We start from the raw sequence: 23,454 nt of genomic DNA on the forward strand, positions 1-23,454 counted from the left end.
CCGCACGATTCGTGCGGGAGCCCCTCTCGTCCGTGCCGGGCCGGGTCTACGGCCTGCGCGCCGAGGTCACCCGGTACACGTCGTAGACGCCCTCGACACCGCGTACGGCCTTCAGGACGTGGCCCAGGTGCTTCGGGTCGCCCATCTCGAAGGTGAACCGGGAGGTGGCGACGCGGTCGCGGGAGGTCTGGACGGCGGCGGAGAGGATGTTGACGTGCTGGTCGGACAGGACGCGGGTGACGTCCGAGAGCAGCCTGCTGCGGTCCAGGGCCTCGACCTGTATGGCCACGAGGAAGACCGAGGACTGGGTGGGCGCCCACTCGACTTCGAGGATCCGCTCGGGTTCGCGTGAGAGCGACTCGATGTTGACGCAGTCGTTGCGGTGCACCGACACGCCGCTGCCGCGGGTGACGAAGCCGATGATGGGGTCGCCGGGGACGGGGGTGCAACAGCGGGCGAGCTTGACCCAGACGTCGTCGACGCCCTTGACCACGACACCGGGGTCGTTGCTGCCGCGGCGCTTGCGGCTGCGGCCGTGGGTGGGCGGTACCGACTCGTCGATCTCCTCGGTGGCCGCCTCCTCGCCGCCGAGTGCCTGGACGAGCTTCTGCACGACGCTCTGGGCGGAGACATGGCCCTCGCCGATGGCCGCGTAGAGGGCGGAGATGTCCGGGTAGCGCATCTCATGGGCGAGGGTGACGAGCGAGTCTCCGGTGAGGATGCGCTGGATCGGCAGGTTCTGCTTGCGCATGGCGCGGACGATGGCGTCCTTGCCCTGCTCGATGGCCTCGTCGCGCCGCTCCTTGGAGAACCAGCCGCGGATCTTGTTGCGGGCCCTCGGGGACTTGACGAAGTTCAGCCAGTCCCGGGACGGTCCGGCTCCGGCCGCCTTGGACGTGAAGACCTCCACGAGGTCGCCGTTGTCCAGGGTCGATTCCAGCGGGACGAGACGTCCGTTGACGCGGGCCCCTATGGTGCGGTGGCCCACCTCGGTGTGCACCGCGTACGAGAAGTCCACCGGTGTCGCGCCGGCCGGCAGCGCTATCACGTCGCCCTTGGGCGTGAAGACGAAGACCTCGTTGCGGGACAGGTCGAAGCGCAGGGACTCCAGGAACTCGCCGGGGTCCTCGGTCTCCTTCTGCCAGTCCAGCAGCTGCCGCAGCCAGGCCATGTCGTTGAGGTGGTCGTCCTTGCCGGTGGTCCGCGGCTGGTCCGAGCGCACCTTGGAGGCACCGGCGACGGCCTCCTGCTTGTACTTCCAGTGCGCGGCGATGCCGTACTCGGCGCGGCGGTGCATGTCGAACGTCCGGATCTGGAGTTCGACCGGCTTGCCGTTGGGTCCGATGACCGTCGTGTGCAGCGACTGGTACATGTTGAACTTGGGCATCGCGATGTAGTCCTTGAACCGCCCCGGAACCGGGTTCCAGCGGGCGTGGACGGTGCCCAGGGCCGCGTAGCAGTCGCGGACCGTGTCCACCAAAACGCGAATGCCGACCAGGTCGTAGATCTCCGCGAAGTCGCGACCGCGGACGATCATCTTCTGGTAGACGCTGTAGTAGTGCTTGGGGCGGCCGGTGACGGTCGCCTTGATGCGGGCGGCCCGCAGGTCCTGCTGGACCTCGTCGGTCACTATGGCCAGGTACTCGTCACGCTTCGGTGCCCGCTCGGCCACCAGGCGGACGATCTCGTCGTACATCTTGGGGTAGAGGATCGCGAAGGCGAGGTCCTCCAGCTCCCACTTGATGGTGTTCATGCCCAGGCGGTGGGCGAGGGGCGCGTAGATCTCCAGGGTCTCGCGCGCCTTCTTCTCCTGCTTCTCGCGCTTGAGGTAGCGCATGGTGCGCATGTTGTGCAGGCGGTCGGCGAGCTTGATGACCAGGACGCGGGGGTCCTTGGCCATGGCGACGACCATCTTGCGCACGGTCTCGGCCTGGGCGGCCTCGCCGAACTTGACCTTGTCCAGCTTGGTGACGCCGTCGACGAGGAGACCGACGGAGTCGCCGAAGTCGCGGCGGAGCTGGTCGAGGCCGTACTCGGTGTCCTCGACCGTGTCGTGCAGCAGACCGGCCATCAGAGTGGCCGGATCCATACCCAGCTCGGCGAGGATCGTGGTCACCGCGAGGGGGTGCGTGATGTACGGGTCGCCGCTCTTGCGCTTCTGGCCGCGGTGCCAGCGCTCGGCGACCTGGTAGGCCTTCTCGATCTGGCGCAGCGTCGCCGTCTCGATCTTCGGGTCGTTGCCGCGCACGATCCGCAGCAGCGGCTCCAGGACCGGGTTGTACGGGTTGGAGCGCTGCACGCCGAGACGGGCGAGGCGGGCGCGCACGCGGTTGGAGGAGCCGGAGCGCGCGGGCTGGCCCGTGGCCGCGGGGCGGGGTGCGGGCGCGGGAGCGGTGCTGTCGGCCGGGTCCGGCTTGGGGCGCGAGGAGCCCGCGGCCTTGTCGGCGGGCGCGGACTGGGCGTGCTCGACCGGGCTCTGCGCGGACTTCGCCGTCGCGGGGTTCGCGGGCTTCGTCTCGTCCTGCGCGGGCTTGGCCGCGGGGCCCGAGGCGGACTCGGGCTTGGCGGCGGTCAGGTGCTGGGCCTCGTCTGCCAAGAGGGCTCCTCGTGCGCGATCCGGGTCCCCCGGTCAGGCTCCGGAGCACCCATGGTAGCGATCCCGCGTCCCAGGATCGCCTTCAGGCCACTGTGAGGGACGTCTACCCCTGCAACACGAGGGGCGGCCTGCGGATTCCTGGGAGCCGCCCATCCCTTCGGATGCGGGGGCGTCGGACGGCGAAGGGCGCCCCGGGAAACGTCCCGGGGCGCCCTCGGCGCGGTCGTCGGCTGTGCTCAGACGGTGATCAGGGCCTCCAGCGGCGCCCCGGCCAGCGCGGACTCCAGACGCCGCCGGCCCGCCAGGAAGGACAGCTCCATCAGCACCGCGACACCCGCGACCTCGGCGCCCGCGCGGCGGATCAGCTGGAGGGAGGCCTCGGCGGTGCCACCGGTGGCGAGGACGTCGTCGATGACCATGACGCGGTCGCCCGCGGCCAGGTCCTCGGCGTGCACCTCGATCTCGGCAGAGCCGTACTCCAGGTCGTAGGCCTGGCTGAGCGTGGCTCCGGGGAGCTTGCCCGCCTTGCGTACGGGGATGAAGCCGACGCCCGCGCGGACGGCGGCCGGGGCGCCCAGGATGAAGCCCCGGGCCTCCAGGCCGACGATCTTCGTGGCGCCGTGCCGCACGGTCAGCTCCGCCAGCGCGTCCGTCAGGGCGGTGAACGCCGTCGGGTCGGCCAGCAGCGGGGTGATGTCCTTGAACATCACGCCCGGCTCCGGGTGGTCGGCGACGTCCCGGATGCGGCTGAGCAGCAGCGTCGTGACTTCCGCGAGCTCGGTCATCGTCGCTTCCCGCCCCGGCCGCGGCTGCGGCTCCCGGACTGGGCCCGGGGGCCCACCACCGCGGGGGTGGCGTCCGTCGGCTCGTCGTCGTACGCGTCGTCGTCCGCCGGGTCCGCGCCGCCGTGCTCGGCCTGGGCCCGCTTGGCGAGGACGCGCTTCTTGAGGGCCTTCAGCTGCGGCTCGCGCTCCTTGAGGTCGGCGACGAGCGGCGTGGCGATGAAGATCGACGAGTACGCACCGGCCGCGAGGCCGACGAAGAGCGACAGCGAGATGTCGTTGAGCATGCCGGCGCCGAGGACACCGCCACCGATGAACAGCAGACCGGCGACCGGCAGCAGCGCGACCACGGTGGTGTTGATCGACCGCACCAGGGTGCTGTTGATCGAACGGTTGGCGATCTCGGCGTACGTCCAGCGGTTCTGCTTGGTGATGTCCTTCGTCTGCTCCTTGAGGCTGTCGAAGACGACGACGGTGTCGTACAGCGAGTAACCGAGGATCGTGAGCAGACCGATCACCGTGCCCGGCGTCACCTCGAAGCCGACGAGGGCGTAGATACCGATCGTGATCGTGATGTCGTGGATCAGGGCGACGAACGCGGCGATGGCCATCCGGAACTCGAACGCGATCGCCAGGTAGATCACCACGAGGACCAGGAAGATCGCGAGGCCCTGCCAGGCCTTGGTGGCGATCTGCTCACCCCAACTGGGGCCGACCAGGTCGGCGTTGATCGTGTCCGCGTCGACCTTGAGGTCCTTGGCGAGCTCTTTCTGGATCTCGTCGGACTTGGCCGTGTCCACGCCGGAGATCTGGATGCGCAGGGTGTCGTTGCCGAGCTTCTGCACGATCGCGTCGTGGCCGGAGGCCTCCTCCGCGTACTTCTCGGCCTGGGCGACCGAGACGCTCGTCCGCTCCGTGGTGAAGACGGCGCCGCCCTGGAATTCGATGCCCATGCTCAGGCCGCGCACCGCCAGGCCGACGATGGCCGTGATGGTGATCAGGATCGAGACGCCGTACCAGATCTTGCGGTTGCCGACGAAGTCGTAACCGACCTCGCCGCGGTGGAGTCGGGCTCCGAGGTCACCGAGCTTCGACATCTCAGGCCTCCTTCGGGTCGGCGGGGACGGCGGGACGGCGGGTGCGGCGCAGCGGCGGCCGGGCTCCCAGCCGCTTGGGGTCGAGCCCGGACCAGCTGTGGCCGTTGCCGAAGAACTTGGTGCGGGCCAGCAGCGTCAGGAGCGGCTTCGTGAAGAAGAAGACGACGACGACGTCGAGCACGGTCGTCAGACCGAGCGTGAACGCGAAGCCCTGGACCTTTCCGACGGTGACGACGAAGAGCACCGCGGCGGAGAGGAACGACACGAAGTCGGAGACCAGGATGGTGCGCCGGGCGCGCGGCCATGCCCGCTCGACGGCGGGGCGCAGCGTGCGGCCCTCGCGGATCTCGTCCCGTACGCGTTCGAAGTACACGATGAACGAGTCCGCCGTGATACCGATCGCGACGATCGCACCGCAGACCGCCGGGAGGTTCAGCGCGAAGCCGATGGCCGGACCGAGCAGCGCCATGAGCACGTAGGTCAGGGCCGCCGACATCAGCAGCGAGGCGATGGCGATCAGCGACAGACCGCGGTAGTAGGCGATCAGGTAGACCATGACCAGGGCCAGACCGATCGCGCCGGCGATCAGACCGGCGTGCAGCTGGTCACCGCCGAGCGCGGGGCTGACGGTGGTGACGCTGGACTCCTTGAAGGTCAGCGGGAGCGCGCCGTAGGACAGCATGTTGGCGAGGTTCTGGGCCTCCTCCTGCGTGAAGCTGCCGGAGATCTCGGCGTTGCCGCCGGTGACCGCCGCGCGCACGTAGGGGTGGGAGACGACCTCGTCGTCCAGGACGATCGCGAACTCGTTCTGCGGGGAGGTCTGGGTCGCCAGCTGGCCGGTGATGTCGGCGAACTTCTTCGCTCCCTTGGAGTCGAAGTCCATGACGACCTGCCAGCCGGTGCCGTTCTGCGTGTCGAGCAGCGCCTTGGCCTTGTCGACCTCGGTGCCGTCGACCCCGACCGGGCCGAGCACGAACTTGCTCCAGGCACCGTTGTCCTGGCCGCAGGCCACGACGACGTCGGTGGTCTTGCCCTTGCCGGCCTTGGCACGCTGCTTGGGGTCGTTGCAGTCCAGGGCGGCGAACTTGGCCTGGAGCGCCTGGGTCTCCGGGTCGACGCTGGGGCTCGCCGACGGCGAGGCGCTGCCGGTGGCCTTGGCGGACGCGGACCCGCTGCCGGAGGGCGTGGGGTCGGCCTTCAGCGCGTCGGTGACCGCACGGCCCTGGGACGTGGCGGAGGACGACGGGCTGGCGGAGTCACCGGCCCCGGGCTCGGTGGCCTCGTCCTTGCCGTCGGACTTCGACGGGCTCGGCGAGCCGCTGCCACTGGCGCCTGTGCTCGGCGAGCCGCTCGGAGTCTGGGTCGCGCCGGAGCCGATCTGGCTCTGGAGAACCGGGCGGAAGTACAGCTTCGCGGTGGTGCCGACCTGGTCCCTGGCCTCTTCGGAATCCGTGCCCTTGGGAATGTTGACAATGATGTTGTCGCTGCCCTGGGTCTGGACCTCGGCTTCCGACACACCCAGACCGTTGACACGGCGGTTCATGATCTCGACCGCGGTGTCCATGTTGGTCTTGTTGATCGCGTTGGGCTCGCCCGGCTCGTTGACCGCCGTCAGTGTGATGCTCGTACCACCGGCGAGGTCGATGCCGAGACGCGGCTTGGTGTGTCCGGAGGCGAACATTCCCCCGGTGAGCGCCACAAGGGCGATCAGGATGAGGGCCAGCGCGCGCCCAGGCTTGCTCTGGGCACTCGCGCTCCGGCCCTTCTTCGGTGCTGCCACCTTCTCGTACTCCCTCTCGGGCCGCCGGGCGGGGTCAGCGCGGGGGCGGCCATGACTGGTGTCGGGAATCCGGGCGAAAACGGCACGTTCCCGGGGCGCGGGCGGTTCTCGCTCGCACTCCCGGGACGTGACTACTTCGCGTCGGACTCGCCGTCGGTCTTCTTCGGCTCTGCTTCGACGGACTTGGTGTCGTCGTCCTTCGCCTCGGCGGTCTCGTCGGTCACGTCGTCGGACGCGTCCTTCTTGCCGAGGTCGATGGGCTTGTCGTCGGAAGCGGCGGAAGCGTCGTCGGAGGGCTCGTCGGTCTCGGTGAGGGCGGAGGCGTCGTCGGGGACGACATCGGACTTCAGGTCGTGCTCGATGCCGTGGACGATCCGGTTGTACTCCTCGTCGCTGAGGACGGCACCGATGGCGTTCTTGGCGAACAGCAGCTCGACGCCCGGCCCGGCGTCGAGGAGGAGAGTGTCCTCGCTGACCTCCTTGACGGTCGCGTACATGCCCCCGATCGTGCGGACGCCGGAACCGGGCTGCAACTGGTTCCGCATGTCGACGGCCTGCTGCTGCTTCTTCTTGGCCGATCGGGTCATCAGGATCATGGCCCCGATGAGCACGATGAACGGGAGGAGGGTCACGAGACTCACGGGTCGGAACTTCCTTCACACGACCGCGATGGCGAGCGGCCTGATGGTTGGGGGTGTGTGCGCTGCCGACAGGGGCGGCATCGGCGGAGTCTAAGCGAGTCCGCCGTGATGGAACAACGCACAGCATGTCACCGGGGTTCCATGCCGGGCGAGTACCGCGCCGTCACGAGAGGGTCACGCCCCGAACAGGTCCTGTTGTCCGTTTCCGCCGGTCGTGCCGCGTGGCGGGGTGAGTCCGAGGTGGGCCCAGGCGGCGGGGGTCGCCACCCGGCCGCGGGGGGTCCGGGCGAGCAGTCCCTCACGGACGAGGAAGGGCTCGGCGACCTCCTCGACGGTCTCGCGCTCCTCCCCCACGGCGACGGCGAGGGTGGACAGGCCGACGGGTCCGCCGCCGAACAGCTTGAGCAGCGCTTCGAGGACGCCCCGGTCGAGGCGGTCGAGGCCGCGGCCGTCCACCTCGTAGACGGCGAGGGCGGCCCCGGCGATGTCGCGCGTGATGAAGCCGTCCGCCTTGACCTGCGCGTAGTCCCGGACGCGGCGCAGCAGGCGGTTGGCGATACGGGGGGTGCCGCGCGAGCGGCCCGCGATCTCCGCGGCACCGGCCGGGTCGATCTCGACGTCGAGGAGGCTCGCCGAGCGGTGGATGACCCGCTCCAGCTCGGCGGGCTCGTAGAACTCCATGTGCGCGGTGAAGCCGAAGCGGTCGCGCAGCGGCGGCGGCAGCAGTCCCGCGCGCGTGGTGGCGCCGACCAGGGTGAAGGGCGGCAGTTCGAGGGGGATCGCGGTGGCGCCGGGGCCCTTGCCGACGATCACGTCGACGCGGAAGTCCTCCATCGCCATGTACAGCATCTCCTCGGCGGGCCGGGACATGCGGTGGATCTCGTCGAGGAAGAGGACCTCGCCCTCCTGCAGGGAGGAGAGGATCGCGGCGAGGTCGCCGGCGTGCTGGATGGCGGGGCCGGAGGTGATCCGGATGGGGGCGCCCATCTCGGCCGCGATGATCATCGAGAGGGTGGTCTTGCCGAGGCCGGGGGCGCCGGAGAGCAGCACGTGGTCGGCCGTGGCCCCGCGCGCGCGTGCGGCACGCAGGACGAGGTCGAGCTGTTCACGGACCTTCTCCTGACCGATGAACTCGTCCAGGTCCTTGGGGCGCAGGGCGGCCTCGACGGCCTGGTCCTCACGGTCGGCGACAGAGCCCACCAGCCGCTCGGCGGCGGTGTCGTCGGTCGTGTCGTCCCAGTTCATTGCGTGTGCCTCGCGGTCGCGGTCGGAGGGAGCGGGTGGGCCGTACCGGTCGTGCGGGACGGGTACGAGGCCTCGAACAGGCCGGTCAGCGCGCTCTGTTGAGGGTCTGGAGTGCCGCCTTCAGCAACTGGCCGACCTGGGGCGTGCCTTCGGCGGCCTCGGCCTGGGGGGCGACGGCCGCCACGGCCTCGTCGGCCTCGCGGGTGGCGTACCCGAGGCCGATCAGGGCGGCGTGCAACTGGTCGCGCCAGCCCTGGGTGACCGGGGCGCCGATCGCGGGGGCGCCGATGGGCTCGCCGAGGCGGTCCTTCAGTTCGAGCAGCAGCTTCTGGGCGCCCTTCCTGCCGATGCCGGGGACGGCGATCAGCGCCTTCTCGTCACCGGTGGCCACGGCTCGGCGCAGTGCGTCGGGGGTGTGCACCCCGAGCATCGCCTGGGCCAGGCGCGGGCCGACCCCGCTCGCGGTCTGCAGCAGTTGGAAGACCTGGCGTTCGTCGTCGTCCACGAATCCGTACAGGGTGAGCGAGTCCTCCCGTACGACGAGGGAGGTGGCGAGCTTGGCCGGCTGTCCGAGCCGCAGGGTGGACAGGGTGTTCGGCGTGCACTGCAGGGCCATGCCGACCCCGCCCACCTCGATCACGGCGGTGTCGGGGGCGAGTGCGGCGACCGTGCCGCTGACGAAGGCGATCATGCCGTACGGCCTTTCAGTGCGTTCGGTGCCGCCTTCGCCGCACGCTGCGCGTTCGACGCGTTCGACGTCTTGGTCGCGTGCAGGGCGACGGCCTGCTGGAGGCGGTTCTGTGCGGGGGCCCGCCAGATGTGGCAGATGGCGAGGGCGAGGGCGTCGGCGGCGTCCGCGGGCTTCGGGGGTGCGTCGAGCCGGAGGAGGCGGGTGACCATGGCCCCGACCTGGGCCTTGTCGGCGCGGCCGCTGCCGGTGACGGCGGCCTTGACCTCGCTCGGGGTGTGCAGGGCGACGGGGATGCCGCGGCGGGCGGCGCAGAGCATCGCGACGGCGCTGGCCTGGGCGGTGCCCATGACCGTGCGTACGTTGTGCTGGCTGAACACCCGTTCCACGGCGACGCATTCGGGGCGGTGCTCGTCGAGCCACTGCTCGATGCCCTGCTCGATCGCGACGAGACGGTGCCCCAACTCCGCGTCCGCGGGCGTGCGGACGACACCGACGCCGAGCATGGTGAGCGGCCGCCCGGCGACGCCTTCCACGACCCCGACACCGCAACGGGTCAGCCCCGGGTCCACCCCCAGTACGCGCACGCGCCCCTCCCATCGACCACCTGTTTGTGCAGGCTATCGGGTGCCACTGACAACGGCCGACAGCGCGACGGGCCGACGGGGTGTGTCCCGTCGGCCCGTCGAGGCCCTGCGGCCCCGGAGTTCGTCCGGCTCCTGGCGGAGACCTACGCGTCGACCTTGGCCATGACGTCGTCGCTCACGTCGAAGTTGGCGAAGACGTTCTGCACGTCGTCGCTGTCCTCCAGGGCGTCGATCAGCTTGAAGATCTTCCTGGCGCCCTCCTCGTCCAGCTCGACCTGCATGGTCGGGACGAAGTTGGCCTCGGCGGAGTCGTAGTCGATCCCGGCTTCCTGGAGGGAGGTGCGGACCGCGACCATGTCGGTGGCCTCGCTGAGCACCTCGAACGCCTCGCCCAGGTCGTTGACCTCCTCGGCGCCCGCGTCGAGCACGACCTCCAGGACGTCGTCCTCGGACAGCTCGCCCTTGGGGACGATGACGACGCCCTTGCGGTTGAAGAGGTACGACACGGAGCCCGGGTCGGCCATCGAGCCGCCGTTGCGGGTCATGGCGACACGGACGTCGGAGGCGGCGCGGTTGCGGTTGTCGGTGAGGCACTCGATGAGCACCGCGACACCGTTCGGCCCGTAGCCCTCGTACATGATCGTCTCGTAGTCGGCGCCGCCGGCCTCGAGGCCGCCACCGCGCTTGACCGCGGAGTCGATGTTCTTGTTGGGGACCGACTGCTTCTTCGCCTTCTGGATGGCGTCGTACAGGGTCGGGTTGCCCTCGATGTCGACGCCGCCCATCCGGGCCGCGACCTCGATGTTCTTGATCAGCTTCGCGAAGAGCTTGCCGCGCTTGGCATCGATCACGGCCTTCTTGTGCTTCGTCGTAGCCCATTTAGAGTGGCCGGACATCTGCCTGTCTCCTTCGCGTAACCCATCTCTGCAACGAACCCCAGAGATCCTACAAGGACTCCGCCGCCCTGTTCGCGCGCACCATCTCGACGAACAGCGCGTGCAGCCGGTGGTCGCCGGTCAGCTCCGGGTGGAACGACGTGGCGAGGGCGTTGCCCTGACGTACGGCGACGATGTGGCCCTCGTGCTCGGCCAGCACCTCCGTCCGGGCGCCCACGGACTCGACCCAGGGGGCACGGATGAAGACGCCCTCGACGGGGGCGCCCTCGACGCCCCTGACGTCGACCGCCGCCTCGAAGGACTCGTTCTGCCGGCCGAAGGCGTTGCGGCGCACGATCATGTCGATGCCGCCGATCGTCTCCTGGCCCGAACGCGGGTCGAGGATCTTGTCGGCGAGCATGATCAGTCCGGCGCAGGTGCCGTAGACGGGCAGGCCTTCGCGCACGCGCGCGCGGAGGGGCTCCATCACGCCGAAGAGCACGGCCAGCTTGGAGATGGTGGTGGACTCGCCGCCGGGGATGACGAGGCCGTCCACCTCGGCGAGTTCCTCGGGGCGCCGCACCGGCCTGGCCACGGCGTCGGCCGCGGCCAGGGCGACGAGGTGCTCCCGCACGTCGCCCTGGAGGGCCAGGACGCCTATGACGGGGGTGTCGCTCATGGGTGCTTACCAGCCCCGGTTCGCGTAGCGCTCGGACTCGGGGAGGGTGTCGCAGTTGATGCCGACCATGGCCTCGCCCAGGTTGCGGGAGGCGTCCGCGATGATCTTCGGGTCGTCGTAGAAGGTGGTGGCCTTCACGATGGCGGCGGCGCGCTTGGCCGGGTCGCCGGACTTGAAGATGCCGGAGCCGACGAAGACGCCCTCGGCACCGAGCTGGCGCATCAGCGCGGCGTCGGCGGGGGTCGCCACGCCACCGGCGGAGAAGAGGACCACCGGGAGCTTGCCCAGCTCGGAGACCTCCTTGACCAGCTCGTACGGGGCGCGCAGCTCCTTGGCGGCGGCGTACAGCTCGTTGTTGTCGTAGCCGCGCAGGCGGGCGATCTCGTTCTTGATCTGGCGCAGGTGGCGGACGGCCTCGACGACGTTGCCGGTGCCGGCCTCGCCCTTGGAACGGATCATCGCGGCGCCCTCGGCGATGCGGCGCAGGGCCTCGCCCAGGTTGGTGGCGCCGCAGACGAACGGGGTCGTGAACGCGAACTTGTCGCTGTGGTTGACCTCGTCGGCCGGGGTGAGGACCTCGGACTCGTCGATGTAGTCCACGCCGAGGGACTGCAGGACCTGGGCCTCGACGAAGTGGCCGATGCGGGACTTGGCCATGACCGGGATGGAGACGGCCTCGATGATGCCCTCGATCATGTCCGGGTCGGACATCCGGGCCACGCCGCCGTCCTTGCGGATGTCGGCGGGGACCCGCTCCAGGGCCATGACGGCGACGGCGCCCGCGTCCTCGGCGATCTTGGCCTGCTCGGGGGTGACGACGTCCATGATCACACCGCCCTTGAGCTGCTCGGCCATGCCGCGCTTCACGCGGGCGGTGCCGGTCTCGGGGGTCTGGGCGGAGGGGGAGAGCGTGCTGGACACGGGTTGACCTCGCTCGGGGGAAGCTCGGGGAAGAGGGTTGCTGCAATCTCTGCAGTCACCGAGGAAACGCGAGGAGTGCAGTCCACTGCAAGGGCCAATGGGGAGGCGGTGGATCGTTTTGTGGAGGCGCCTTGTCGGGTGCGCCGACGAACCACGCACCCCCACCCCCTCAGGCGCCCGAAGACCTCACGCGGTCGCCCGGTCGGCCAACGCCGTCGGCGGCTCGTCGTCCATCTCGAAGGCGAGCGGGAACGGGGCGTGCCCGGCGAGCCGGAACCACCGCACCGTGCGATGCCGCCGCAGCGCACGCGCCGCCCGCACCGCGTCGTTGTGGAAACGCCGGGCCATCGGCACCCGGCGCACGGCCTGCGCCAGCTCGTTCGCGGCGTCCTCCCCGCCCGGCGCCTCCCGTACCACCTCCACCTGCTGCGCTTCCGCGAGCACGGCCCGCAACGCCTGGCTCAGCTCGCTCTCGGCGACCTCGCGCTGCTCCTCCTCGGCCTGCCGCGCCGCGTGGGCCGCCTCGTAGAGGACGATCGAGGCGGCCGGGTCCAGCACCCCGGAGGTGGCCAGTTCCTGGGCGACCGACGCCCGGCGCAGCAGTTGCGCGTCGAGCGCGGCGCGGGCGGCGTCGATGCGCGCGTGCAGTCGGTCGAGGCGTCCCGCGGTCCAGCTCAGATACAGACCGATCGCGAAGAGGACGACAGCGATCCAGATGAGTGTGGAAGTCACGGGCGGCAAGGCTACTACCGGTGCCCATCAACGCCGCATACGAGGTGAAAGCCGCCCGAGGGGCCCCCGCGACCGCCGCGTACTCAGTCCCGGGCCAGCCCCAACCGGGCCCGCAGCCCCACCCGTTCGTCCGCCGCCACCGAGGCCGCCCCCTCCGTGACCGTCTCGTAGACGCCGAGGATGTCGGCGCCGACGGTCGACCAGTCGAAACGCCGGACGTGCGCGCTGCCACGGGCGCGGAGTTCGGCGCGCCGGTCCGGGTCGCCGAGCAGGCGTACGGCGGCCGTCGCCAGGGCGTCCGCGTCCTCGTTGGCGAACAGCTCGCCCGCGCTGCCCTGGTCGAGGACCTGGGCGAAGGCGTCGAGGTCGGAGGCGAGGACGGGGGCGCCCGCGGACATGGCCTCGACGAGGATGATGCCGAAGCTCTCGCCGCCGGTGTTGGGGGCGACGTAGAGGTCGACGCTGCGCAGGAAGCGGGCCTTGTCCTCGTCGCTGACCATGCCGAGGAACTCCACGCGGGAGCGCAGTTCCTTGGGCAGCGTCGCCACCGCCTCCTCCTCGTCACCGCGCCCGGCGACCAGCAGCCGGGTCCGGGGGCGCTCGGCGAAGATCCTGGGGAGGGCCTTCATCAGCACCGGGAGCCCCTTGCGGGGTTCGTCGATGCGGCCGACGAAGCCGAGGGTGTCGCCCTGCCAGTCGGGGTGGGGCTTGGCGCGGGCGAAGAAGTCGACGTCGACGCCGTTCGGGATGACGACCGCGTCGCCGCCCAGGTGTTCGACCAGGGTGCGGCGGGCGTACTCGCTCACGGCGATCCGCGCGCTGATCTTCTCCAGCGCGGGCTGCAGGATCGGGTACGCGGCGATCATCGCCCGGGAGCGCGGGTTGGAGGTGTGGAAGGTGGCGACGATCGGTCCCTGGGCGGCCCAGCAGGCCAGCAGGCCGAGCGAGGGGGAGGCCGGCTCATGGATGTGGATCACGTCGAACGTGCCGTCGTGCAGCCAGCGCCGCACCCGGGCCGCCGACAGGAAGCCGAAGTTCAGGCGGGCCACCGAGCCGTTGTAGGGCACCGGGACCGCGCGGCCCGCCGAGACGACGTACGGCGGCAGCGGCGTGTCGTCGTCGGCGGGGGCGAGGACCGAGACCTCGTGGCCGAGGCGGACGAGGTGGTCGGCCAGGTCGCGAATGTGGAACTGGACTCCCCCGGGCACGTCCCAGGAGTACGGGCAGACGATCCCGATCTTCACGCGTGTCCCTTCCCGGAACCGCTCTCGACGTCCGGCGCGGCGCCCCGCCCGGGACCCGGCGCGGGGTCCGGCGCGGGGTCCGGCGCCGCTTTCCCTGGGCCGTCGGGGCGTTTCGCGGGGTCCAGGTCCGCGAGCCACAAGCGCTGGAGCATGTGCCAGTCCTCCGGGTGGTCGGCGATGCCGGTGGCGAAGGCGTCCGCCAGCGCCTGTGTCATGACGGACGTCTTCTCGGCTCGGGTACCTGTCCCGGGTACCTCGATCGGGGCGTGCACGCGTCCTCGCATCACGGGCGAGTCGTCGTACCAGAGGGTCACCGGCAGCAGCAGCGCGCCGGTCTGCTGGGCGAGGAGGGCCGGTCCGGCGGGCATCCGGGTGGGCTCGCCGAAGAAGTCGACCTCCACGCCGGACGCGGACAGGTCACGGTCGGCGACCAGGCAGACCAGCCCGCCGTCGCGCAGCCGCCGCGCGAGGGTGCCGAAGGTGGAGCCGCCGGTGTGCGGGAGAACCTCCATGCCGAGGCCCTCGCGGTAGGCGACGAAGCGGTCGTAGAGCGTCTCGGGCTTGAGGCGTTCGGCGACCGTCGTGAACGGGGTCTTCAGCTCGGTGGTGACCCAGGCGCCCGCGAGGTCCCAGTTGGCGAGGTGCGGCAGGGCGAGGACGACGCCCCGGCCGGCGGCGAGGCCGTCGGTGAGGCGGTGCACGTCCTTGACGGTGACGCCGGTCCTTATGCGCTCCTCGCTCCATGCGGGAAGGCGGAAGGACTCCATCCAGTAGCGCAGGTAGGAGCGCATTCCGGCCCGGGACAGCTCGGCGAGGCGCTCGGGGCTCGCGCCGGGCACCACGCGCGCGTAGTTGGATTCCAGGCGGCGTACGAGAGGGCCGCGCCGCTTCCAGGTGGCGTCGGCGATCGTCCGGCCGAGGCGTACGGCGACGGGCTCCGGGAGTTTCCTGACGGTGGCCCAGCCGAGGCCGTACAGCCCGTCGGCCGCCCGCTCCCGCAGAGCGCTCACGGGGTCGCCTCGCTGTTCCTGGCGCTGTCCGGCGTCTCCTGCGCGGTCGCGGCGGCCGCCTCCGCCTCCGCCTCGGCGGACTCGCGACGGACGGTGACGACACGCTGGATCAGGGTGACGAGACTGCCGACGGCGACGATCCACAGGGCGATCGGCAGCAGGACGTCGATGCCCGGCACACCGAACGCGTGCAGACCGGAGAGACCGGCCGCCACCAGCGAGATCACCAGTCGCTCTGCACGCTCCACGAGTCCGTTGACCGCCACCGGCAGACCGATCGACTCACCGCGCGCCTTGGTGTAGGACACGACCTGGCCGCTCGCCAGGCAGAAGATCGACACGGCGCACAGGGCGAGGTCGTCGCCCTTGCCCGCGTACCAGAGGGCGAAGCCGCCGAAGATCGCGCCGTCGGCGACCCGGTCGAGCGTGGAGTCGAGGAAGGCACCCCACCGGCTGGAACGGCCCATCTGACGGGCCATGTTGCCGTCGACGAGGTCCGAGAAGACGAAGAGCGTGATGACGATCGTGCCCCAGAAGAACTCGCCCCGGGGGTAGAAGACCAACGCGCCCGCGATCACTCCGGCGGTGCCGATGAGGGTGACCGTGTCGGGGCTGACCCCCCTGCGGATCAGAAACGCGGCGAACGGTGTGAGGACACGCGTGAAGAATGCACGCGCGTACTTGTTCAGCATGGCCTTCCCGAGGGTCGGTGTCGCCGCGTGGCCCCTGTTGGCCATCCGGCTGGCCCATCGTAGCCACGCGCGCGCGTGTACGACCGTCGGGCACCAGCCCGCCGTGTCCCCGGGCCGTGGGGAGCGATCCCGTCCCTCGTATGGACGCGCGGTGACGCGAGTGGAAAGCTCGAAAGACACCGCGGGCGTCACCGGAGTCGACACCGCTGGGGGTCCCCCCGGACGGAGTGTGGGGGAGGATCCGCGTGTCCGCGCCCACAGTGACCTCACCGTGCACGGGAGGCAGGACCATGGGCGACAAGGCGAACGCACATCCCGGAGCCGCCGGCAGGGCTACGGCGGCCGACCATCCCGCGTCCGTACGGAATGTGGTGCTGGTCGGCCACTCCGGATCGGGCAAGACGACCCTGGTGGAGGCTCTCGCGCTGACGGCGGGAGCGGTGAACCGGGCGGGCCGTGTGGAGGACGGCGGCACCGTCTCCGACTACGACGAGATCGAACACCGTCAGCAACGCTCGGTGCAGCTCTCCCTCGTCCCCGTCGAATGGGGCGAGTACAAGATCAATCTGCTGGACACCCCCGGATACGCCGACTTCGTCGGGGAACTCAGGGCCGGTCTGCGAGCGGCGGACGCGGCCCTTTTCGTCGTCTCGGCCTCGGACGGCGTCGACGGCTCGACCCGCATGGTGTGGGAGGAGTGCGCGGCGGTCGGCATGCCCCGGGCGATCGTGGTGACGCATCTGGAGGCCGCGCGGGCGGACTTCGAGGAGATGACCCGCACGTGCGCGCAGACGTTCGGCGGGGACGACCCCGACGCCGTACTGCCGCTCTATCTGCCGCTGCGCGGCCCGCAGGGTCCGGACGGGCACGCCCCCGTGACCGGGCTGACCGGGCTGCTGTCGCGGAAGCTGTTCGACTACTCCTCCGGCGAGCGCAAGGAGTCCGAGCCGGGCCCCGAGCAGCTGCCGGCGATCGAGGAGGCCCGGAACCGGCTCATCGAGGGGATCATCGCGGAGAGCGAGGACGAGACCCTCATGGACCGCTATCTCGGCGGTGAGGAGATCGACGTCACGACCCTCGTCGACGACCTGGAACGGGCCGTCGCCCGCGGGGTCTTCCACCCCGTGCTGGCCGCCGCCCCCGCCGCCGACGGCGCGAAGCAGGGCCTCGGCACGGTCGAGCTCCTCGAACTGATCACCGGCGGCTTCCCCACCCCCCTGGAGCGCGAGACGCCCGCCGTCACCACGCCCGAGGGGACGCCCCGTGAGATCAAGGCGACCTGCGACCCCGACGGACCGCTGGTCGCCGAGGTCGTCAAGACCGCCAGTGACCCCTACGTGGGCCGTATCTCGCTGGTACGGGTCTTCTCCGGCACGTTGCGTCCCGACGCGACGGTGCACGTGTCCGGGCACGGCCTCGCCGACCGGGGGCACGAGGATCATGACGTGGACGAGCGGATCGGCGCCCTGTCCACGCCCTTCGGCAAGCAGCAGCGGACGCTCACGCACTGCATCGCGGGCGACCTGGCCTGTGTCGCGAAGCTGAGCCGCGCGGAGACCGGGGACACTCTTTCGGCCAAGGACGACCCGCTGCTCATGGAGCCGTGGGAGATGCCCGACCCGCTGCTCCCTCTCGCCATCCAGGCGCACAGCAAGGCCGACGAGGACAAGCTCTCCCAGGGGCTGGCCCGGCTGGTCGCCGAGGACCCGACCATGCGGCTCGAACAGAACCAGGACACCCACCAGGTCGTCCTGTGGTGCCTGGGCGAGGCGCACGCGGACGTGGCCCTGGAACGGCTGCGCAGCCGGTACGGGGTCCAGGTCGACGTCGTAGCGCACCGGGTCTCCCTGCGGGAGACGTTCGCCGACAGGTCGGCCGGGCGCGGCCGGCATGTGAAGCAGTCCGGCGGGCACGGGCAGTACGCGATCTGCGAGATCGAGGTGGAGCCGCTGCCCGGCGGCTCCGGCATCGAGTTCGTCGACAAGGTCGTCGGCGGAGCCGTCCCGAGGCAGTTCATCCCGTCCGTCGAGAAGGGGGTGCGGGCCCAGGCCGCCAAGGGCGTCGCGGCCGGCTATCCGCTCATCGACGTACGGATCACGCTGCGGGACGGCAAGGCGCACTCGGTGGACTCCTCGGACGCCGCGTTCCAGACCGCGGGCGCGCTGGCGCTGCGCGAGGCCGCGACGGACGCGAAGATCCACCTCCTGGAGCCGGTGGCCGAGGTGTCGGTCCTGGTCGGCGACTCGTACGTGGGCCCCGTGATGAGCGATCTGTCCGGGCGGCGCGGCCGGGTCGTCGGGACCGAGCAGGCGGGCGGCGGGCGCACCCTGGTCCGCGCGGAGGTGCCGGAGATCGAGATCGACCGGTACGCCGTCGATCTGCGTTCCCTCTCCCACGGCACCGCGCGCTTCGGCCGCCGGTACACACGGCACGAGCCGATGCCCTCCCATGTGGCCGACAAGGTCCGCGAACAGATCAAGGAGCACTGACGGTTCGGGGCCGGAGCGAGGTTCCGGCGCTCTGTCGGCGAACGGCCCCGGCCGTTCGCCGAGGGGCCGCGGGCGGGGCAACGCCGTCGCACGGCCGGTGGGTTCCGTGAATGTCCGTTCTTCGCACCGCGCGGTGTCCGCCGCTGCGGATACGCTGATCACCTGATCGACAGGTATGGCTCGATCGGGCCCGGATCGGGTTATGACCTGATCAACAGGTGTGCGGAGCACGGAAGTCGGGAAGAGCCGCAGGAGCGAGTGTGCGGCGATGGGGGCGGCGGCGGTGGCGGACAATTTCGATTTCACTCCCGGGGCACAGGTGCCGCTGATGGGCACCGCGGGCCAGACGGCGGCGACGTACGCCCTGGCGTCCGCGGCCTACCGGGACAACGAGATCGCGGAGATCCTCAAGACCAACAACGACTGGCACAAGTCGGCGGTGAAACCCGGCCGCAAGTGGGCGACCATCTTCCGGCCGAACCTCGGGGAGGCGTTCTCCCTCGCGGTGCGGGACCGGATGGTCGGCGCGGGCCGCAAACCCCTCATCCAGTCCTTCGGCATGGAACCGCAGGTCGTCGTCGAGCACTGCCTCGCGGCGAACAACATCCGCCGGGAGCGCGACAACTGGCTCTCGGCGGTGATGGTCCTGTGCGGCCTGCTCTTCCTGCCCGGCCTGCTGCTGTGGCTGCTCGTCTTCCAGATCCGCACGACGGTCGCCAAGCGTGACAAGCGTGCCGGCGTCCTCGGCACCACCCTGCTGTTCGCCGTGGGCGCCCTCGCCGTGATCTTCCTGCTCAGGACGCCGTTCGAGGGCATCTGGGCCTGGTACGCACGCGCCTGCGTCGTGCTGCCCGTGGTCGGGTGGTTCTGGGCGAAGCAGATCTGTGAGCGCGCCGCCGCGGACCTGCGGGACCGCTGGTCCGGCCTGCTGGCCGGCGGTGGCGTCGGTGCCAAGATCCCCGAGGCCGTGCCCGGCAGCCCGAACGAGACCAAGGCCGAGCAGCTGCGCAAGGAACTGGCCCGGCTCAGCGCCGAGCAGCGCTCCAACCTCGTCTTCTACGCCGGCCCCAAGGGCATCCTCGGCATGGGCACCCGCTGGGGTGCCTGGCAGCTCGCGGAGGACCTCGTGCCGGCCGAGGCGGGCAAGGAGATCCACCCGTTCCGCAGCTGGGACGTCATACGCGCCATCCACGACCAGCTGCGCATGCTGGAGCGCACCCCCCTCAACACCGGTGGTTTCACGGCGCCCTCCATCAAGCACTGGATCGTCAGCCCCATCGGCGAGGGCGCCGGCGCCGTGGCCCGCCCCGAGAGCACCGACGTGGACGCCTACCAGTTCAAGTCGCACGCGATACAGGAGATCTGCAACAAGCAGCACTTCGGCAGCGGCAACCGGCACTACCTGGGGGTCCAGTGGACGCTCTGGGACGGCCAGTTGATCATCACCATGATGGTCACGGTCACCGTGCTGCACCAGACGCTCCGCATCGAGGTGACCGGACACGCCCTGGGCCCGGTGCACGGACTGTTCACGACCGGGCCGGCGGCCAAGGAGAAGGAAGTCCAGAAGTCGCTGAGGTTCTGGGAGACCCGCAAGGTGAAGCTCCCCCTCGTCGACGCGGACGAGGTCGTACGGCTCGCCGCGCGTGCCCCGCTGACCTGGTACCCGCCGCTGCTCAACTGGCTCGGCGGTTCCATCGGCCTGCCCGAGCCGTTCGGTCTGCGGCACGCCTGGGCCGACCAGCCCTGGCGGCACCGCTTCATGGCCGACGACGCGCTGCGCGCCGCCACACCCGTGCTCCGCGTGGTGCACAACGCCGCGATCAAGGTCCTCAAGGACAACGGCGTGGACACCGAGAAGTTCGGCTCCCGGGCCGGGTTCCTCAGCGGGGCGGTACAGGACGTGTCGCCGCGGAAGGCGGACCTCTACGACGCGTGAGCGCTGCGCCGGCTCGGGCCGGGGGGTGCGTGGGGGTGGGGGTGCGTTGTCGGGTGCGGTCCGGTGGGGCTTCTCGCGCAGTTCCCCGCGCCCCTGAGAAGCAGGGGCTGCGCCCCTTGCTTTTCAGGCCCTACCCCTTGGCGGCTACGCCGTCGGCCACGCCTCCGCCAGCATCTTCCTTGTGTCGGCCAGGAGTTGGGGCAGGATCCGGGTGTGGCCGACGACCGGCATGAAGTTGGTGTCGCCGCCCCAGCGGGGGACGATGTGCTGGTGGAGGTGGGCCGCGATGCCGGCGCCCGCGACCGTGCCCTGGTTCATGCCGATGTTGAAGCCGTGCGCGCCGGAGGCGGTGCGCAGGGCGGTCATGGACTGCTTGGTCAGCTCGGCCAGCTCGGCGGTCTCCGGCCCGGTGAGGTCCGTGTAGTCGGCGACGTGCCGGTAGGGCACGACCATGAGGTGGCCGCCGTTGTACGGGTAGAGGTTGAGCACCGCGTACACATGCTCGCCGCGCCTGATGACCAGGCCGTCCTCATCCGACTTCGCCGGGATCGAGCAGAACGGACAGCCGTCGCCGGCCCCGGGACCGGTCGGCTTGTTCTCGCCCTGGATGTACGCCATCCGGTGGGGCGTCCACAGGCGCTGGAACGCGTCCTGCGTTCCCACTCCGATCTGCTGCTCCGGCTCACTCGTCATGCAGTGCAGCATATTGCTTCGCCCGTTCGCGGCGTGTCGGCGGGTACCCGGGCAGGACCGGCGGGGCCAAGCTGAGGCGATGGACCTCGACAGCCGCACGCTCCGCTGGGAGCAGCGCACCGGACGCGTCCTCGCCGGAGCGTCGGCCCTCTTCCTCGCCTCGTACGCGGTACGGGTGCTCGCCCACGGCCTCCCCCAGGTCTGGCTCGACCTGTGCCTCGCGGTGACCATGGCGTGCTGGGCGATCTTCGTCCTCGACTACGCGGTGCGCTGGCGGCTGAGCGGGCTGGGCCCGAGGTTCGTGCGTGTCCACTGGCTGGACACCATCGTGCTCGTGCTGCCGCTGCTGCGCCCCCTGCGGGTGGTGCAGATCCACGATGCCGTGCAGCGCCGCCACGAACGGCCCCGGCTCTCCCTGCACGCGCGCGTGGCCGTCTACGCGGGCCTGTCCGTGACCCTGCTCGGCTTCACCGGCGCCCTCGCCGTCTACCAGCAGGAACACGACGCACCGGACGCGACGATCCTGACGTTCGGGGACTCCGTGTGGTGGACCTGCGCCACGCTCGCCACGGTGGGGTACGGGGACGTCACCCCCGTGACGCCGCTGGGCCGGACGATCGCCGTGTTCCTGATGGCCTGCGGTCTCGCCCTGCTCGGCACGGTGACGGGTTCGTTCGGGACGTGGCTGCTCCAGGTGTTCGCGCGGGAGGACGAGGAGAGGCCCCCGGAGAGCTGAACTCTCCGGGGGCCTCGCCCCGGCCTCGGCGCGGGTGCGCCTCAGATCTGGACGCGGTCCGCCACGACCTGCGCGATCTTCGCGATGGCCTCCTCGACGGGGATGCCGTTCTCCTGCGAGCCGTCGCGGTAGCGGAAGGAGACCGCTCCGGCCGCCATGTCCTCATCACCGGCGATGACCATGAACGGCACCTTGGACTTCTGGGCGTTGCGGATCTTCTTCTGCATGCGGTCGGAGGAGGCGTCGACGTCGACGCGCAGCCCCTTCTTCTTCGCTTCGGCGGCGAACGTCTGCAGGTACTCCACGTGCGCGTCGCCGATCGGGATACCGACCGCCTGGACGGGCGCCAGCCAGGCCGGGAACGCGCCCGCGTAGTGCTCCAGGAGCACCGCGAAGAACCGCTCGATCGAGCCGAACAGCGCGCGGTGGATCATGACCGGGCGCTGCTTGGCACCGTCCGGACCGGTGTACTCCAGGTCGAAGCGCTCCGGCAGGTTGAAGTCGAGCTGCACGGTCGACATCTGCCAGGTACGGCCGATCGCGTCCTTGGTCTGGACGGAGATCTTCGGCCCGTAGAAGGCGGCGCCGCCCGGGTCCGGGACCAGCGGGAGGCCCTGCTTCTCGGCGACCTGCCGCAGCGTCTCGGTGGCCTCCTCCCACACCTCGTCGGAGCCGACGAACTTCTCCGGGTCCTTGGTGGACAGCTCCAGGTAGAAGTCGGTCAGACCGTAGTCGCGCAGCAGGTTCAGTACGAAGGTGAGCGTCTTGTCGAGCTCGTCCGCCATCTGCTCGCGGGTGCAGTAGATGTGCGCGTCGTCCTGGGTGAAACCGCGCGCACGGGTCAGGCCGTGCACGACACCGGACTTCTCGTACCGGTACACGGTCCCGAACTCGAAGAGACGCAGCGGCAGTTCGCGGTACGAGCGGCCGCGCGCGTCGAAGATCAGGTTGTGCATCGGGCAGTTCATGGGCTTGAGGTAGTAGTCCACGCCCTCGTCGAGCTGCATGGGCGGGTACATGCCGTCGGCGTACCAGTCCAGGTGGCCCGAGGTCTCGAAGAGCTTCCCCTTCGTCGCGTGCGGGGTGTAGACGAACTCGTAGCCCTCCTCCTCGTGGCGGCGGCGCGAGTAGTCCTCCATGACCCGGCGGACGACGCCGCCCTTGGGGTGGAAGACGGCGAGGCCGGAGCCGATCTGCTCCGGGATGGAGAACAGGTCCAGCTCGCTGCCCAGCTTGCGATGGTCGCGCTTCTCGGCCTCGGCGAGGAAGTCGAGGTGGGCCTTCAGCTCCTCCTTGGAGGGCCAGGCGGTGCCGTAGATGCGCTGGAGCATGGGGTTCTTCTCGCTGCCGCGCCAGTAGGCGGCCGCGTTGCGCATCAGCTTGAACGCCGGGATGTTGCGGGTGGTGGGCAGGTGGGGACCGCGGCAGAGGTCCTTCCAGCACAGGTCACCGGTCTTGGCGTCCAGGTTGTCGTAGATCGTCAGCTCGCCGGCGCCGACCTCGACGTCCGCGCCGTCGGCGCCATCCTGGACAGCGGCCGAGCCCTTGAGGCCGATCAGCTCCAGCTTGTACGGCTCGTCCGCCAGCTCCTCGCGGGCGGCCTCGTCGGTGACGACGCGGCGCGAGAAGCGCTGGCCGCGCTTCTGGATCTCCTGCATCTTCTTCTCGACGGCCTTGAGGTCCTCGGGCGTGAAGGGCTTCTCCACGTCGAAGTCGTAGTAGAAGCCGTCCCGCACCGGCGGGCCGATGCCCAGCTTCGCCTCCGGGAACAGCTCCTGCACCGCCTGCGCCATGACGTGCGCGGTGGAGTGGCGCAGGATGTTGAGGCCGTCCTCGGAGGAGATCTCCACGGCCTCGACGGTCTCGCCGTCGCGCACCTCGTACGCGAGGTCCTTCAGCTCTCCGGCCACGCGGGCGGCGACGACGGTGCGCTCGCCGGCGAAGAGGTCGGCGGCCGTAGTGCCCGTCGTCACCACGCGCTCGTCCCGCTCGGAATCGCGTTGGATGATCACACGGACGTCGGACACC

20 protein-coding genes are annotated in these 23,454 nt (G+C 70.5%); 3 read left to right on the top strand and 17 right to left on the bottom strand.

Features of this window, described 5'->3' with window-relative positions:
* Nucleotides 1-46: 46 nt before the first annotated feature.
* The 15 genes from ACWCRJ_RS35940 to pgsA all read right to left on the bottom strand — a co-directional run bounded on the left by ACWCRJ_RS35940 (nucleotide 47) and on the right by pgsA (nucleotide 15,614).
* Nucleotides 47-2,596: a RelA/SpoT family protein gene (locus tag ACWCRJ_RS35940; RefSeq protein ID WP_450943215.1), complete on the bottom strand. Its 2,550-nt coding sequence runs from the start codon at nucleotides 2,594-2,596 to the stop codon at nucleotides 47-49.
* A 236-nt stretch (nucleotides 2,597-2,832) separates the two neighbouring features.
* On the bottom strand, nucleotides 2,833-3,381 hold the full coding sequence (locus ACWCRJ_RS35945) for an adenine phosphoribosyltransferase (RefSeq protein WP_450943216.1): 549 nt from the start codon (nucleotides 3,379-3,381) through the stop codon (nucleotides 2,833-2,835).
* Nucleotides 3,378-4,475: a protein translocase subunit SecF gene (secF, locus tag ACWCRJ_RS35950; RefSeq protein WP_450943217.1), complete on the bottom strand. Its 1,098-nt coding sequence runs from the start codon at nucleotides 4,473-4,475 to the stop codon at nucleotides 3,378-3,380. The genes ACWCRJ_RS35945 and secF overlap by 4 nt, the downstream gene beginning before the upstream one ends.
* A gap of 1 nt (nucleotide 4,476) precedes the next feature.
* Complete coding sequence (gene secD, locus ACWCRJ_RS35955; protein WP_450943218.1) at nucleotides 4,477-6,255, bottom strand: protein translocase subunit SecD; 1,779 nt, start codon at nucleotides 6,253-6,255, stop codon at nucleotides 4,477-4,479.
* A gap of 131 nt (nucleotides 6,256-6,386) precedes the next feature.
* Complete coding sequence (gene yajC, locus ACWCRJ_RS35960) at nucleotides 6,387-6,896, bottom strand: preprotein translocase subunit YajC (protein ID WP_450943219.1); 510 nt, start codon at nucleotides 6,894-6,896, stop codon at nucleotides 6,387-6,389.
* Between the two features lie 174 nt (nucleotides 6,897-7,070).
* Complete coding sequence (gene ruvB, locus ACWCRJ_RS35965; protein WP_005485433.1) at nucleotides 7,071-8,141, bottom strand: Holliday junction branch migration DNA helicase RuvB; 1,071 nt, start codon at nucleotides 8,139-8,141, stop codon at nucleotides 7,071-7,073.
* Between the two features lie 85 nt (nucleotides 8,142-8,226).
* Nucleotides 8,227-8,832 (bottom strand): Holliday junction branch migration protein RuvA, encoded by a 606-nt coding sequence (gene ruvA, locus ACWCRJ_RS35970; protein WP_450943220.1) that lies wholly within the window; start codon nucleotides 8,830-8,832, stop codon nucleotides 8,227-8,229.
* A complete protein-coding gene (gene ruvC / locus ACWCRJ_RS35975; RefSeq protein WP_450943221.1) occupies nucleotides 8,829-9,416 on the bottom strand; it encodes a crossover junction endodeoxyribonuclease RuvC in 588 nt (195 codons plus the stop codon). The genes ruvA and ruvC overlap by 4 nt, the downstream gene beginning before the upstream one ends.
* 143 nt (nucleotides 9,417-9,559) lie before the next feature.
* Nucleotides 9,560-10,312, bottom strand: a complete 753-nt coding sequence (locus ACWCRJ_RS35980) for a YebC/PmpR family DNA-binding transcriptional regulator (protein ID WP_013005004.1) — start codon at nucleotides 10,310-10,312, stop codon at nucleotides 9,560-9,562.
* Between the two features lie 49 nt (nucleotides 10,313-10,361).
* A complete protein-coding gene (gene pdxT, locus ACWCRJ_RS35985; protein ID WP_450943222.1) occupies nucleotides 10,362-10,970 on the bottom strand; it encodes a pyridoxal 5'-phosphate synthase glutaminase subunit PdxT in 609 nt (202 codons plus the stop codon).
* A 6-nt stretch (nucleotides 10,971-10,976) separates the two neighbouring features.
* Nucleotides 10,977-11,825: a pyridoxal 5'-phosphate synthase lyase subunit PdxS gene (gene pdxS, locus ACWCRJ_RS35990; protein WP_450943273.1), complete on the bottom strand. Its 849-nt coding sequence runs from the start codon at nucleotides 11,823-11,825 to the stop codon at nucleotides 10,977-10,979.
* 252 nt (nucleotides 11,826-12,077) lie between these two features.
* Nucleotides 12,078-12,623: a hypothetical protein gene (locus ACWCRJ_RS35995; RefSeq protein ID WP_450943223.1), complete on the bottom strand. Its 546-nt coding sequence runs from the start codon at nucleotides 12,621-12,623 to the stop codon at nucleotides 12,078-12,080.
* An 83-nt stretch (nucleotides 12,624-12,706) separates the two neighbouring features.
* Nucleotides 12,707-13,867, bottom strand: coding sequence for a glycosyltransferase family 4 protein (locus tag ACWCRJ_RS36000; protein WP_450943224.1), 1,161 nt, complete (start codon nucleotides 13,865-13,867; stop codon nucleotides 12,707-12,709).
* A complete protein-coding gene (locus tag ACWCRJ_RS36005; RefSeq protein ID WP_450943225.1) occupies nucleotides 13,864-14,877 on the bottom strand; it encodes a phosphatidylinositol mannoside acyltransferase in 1,014 nt (337 codons plus the stop codon). Before ACWCRJ_RS36005 ends, ACWCRJ_RS36000 begins: the two co-directional genes overlap by 4 nt.
* The gene (gene pgsA, locus ACWCRJ_RS36010) at nucleotides 14,874-15,614 is read right to left on the bottom strand and encodes a phosphatidylinositol phosphate synthase (protein ID WP_450943226.1); all 741 of its coding nucleotides are present in this window, start codon (nucleotides 15,612-15,614) and stop codon (nucleotides 14,874-14,876) included. The genes ACWCRJ_RS36005 and pgsA overlap by 4 nt, the downstream gene beginning before the upstream one ends.
* A gap of 245 nt (nucleotides 15,615-15,859) precedes the next feature.
* Between pgsA and ACWCRJ_RS36015 the strand changes: the two genes are divergently transcribed.
* Nucleotides 15,860-18,058 carry an elongation factor G-like protein EF-G2 gene (locus ACWCRJ_RS36015; protein WP_450943227.1) on the top strand — a complete coding sequence of 733 codons (2,199 nt, stop codon included), beginning with the start codon at nucleotides 15,860-15,862 and terminating at the stop codon, nucleotides 18,056-18,058.
* A 268-nt stretch (nucleotides 18,059-18,326) separates the two neighbouring features.
* Nucleotides 18,327-19,997 carry a hypothetical protein gene (locus ACWCRJ_RS36020; protein ID WP_450943228.1) on the top strand — a complete coding sequence of 557 codons (1,671 nt, stop codon included), beginning with the start codon at nucleotides 18,327-18,329 and terminating at the stop codon, nucleotides 19,995-19,997.
* A gap of 144 nt (nucleotides 19,998-20,141) precedes the next feature.
* Here ACWCRJ_RS36020 and ACWCRJ_RS36025 read toward each other — a convergent pair whose 3' ends face one another.
* Nucleotides 20,142-20,702, bottom strand: coding sequence for an HIT family protein (locus ACWCRJ_RS36025; RefSeq protein ID WP_450943229.1), 561 nt, complete (start codon nucleotides 20,700-20,702; stop codon nucleotides 20,142-20,144).
* A gap of 67 nt (nucleotides 20,703-20,769) precedes the next feature.
* Here ACWCRJ_RS36025 and ACWCRJ_RS36030 point away from each other — a divergent pair, with 67 nt between their 5' ends.
* Nucleotides 20,770-21,426 (top strand): potassium channel family protein, encoded by a 657-nt coding sequence (locus tag ACWCRJ_RS36030; RefSeq protein WP_450943230.1) that lies wholly within the window; start codon nucleotides 20,770-20,772, stop codon nucleotides 21,424-21,426.
* A 41-nt stretch (nucleotides 21,427-21,467) separates the two neighbouring features.
* Here the strand turns inward: ACWCRJ_RS36030 and thrS are convergent, their stop codons facing one another.
* Nucleotides 21,468-23,453, bottom strand: a complete 1,986-nt coding sequence (gene thrS / locus ACWCRJ_RS36035) for a threonine--tRNA ligase (RefSeq protein WP_450943231.1) — start codon at nucleotides 23,451-23,453, stop codon at nucleotides 21,468-21,470.
* Between the last annotated feature and the right edge of the window lies 1 nt (nucleotide 23,454).

The organism is Streptomyces sp. NPDC002324 (genome assembly GCF_053593335.1).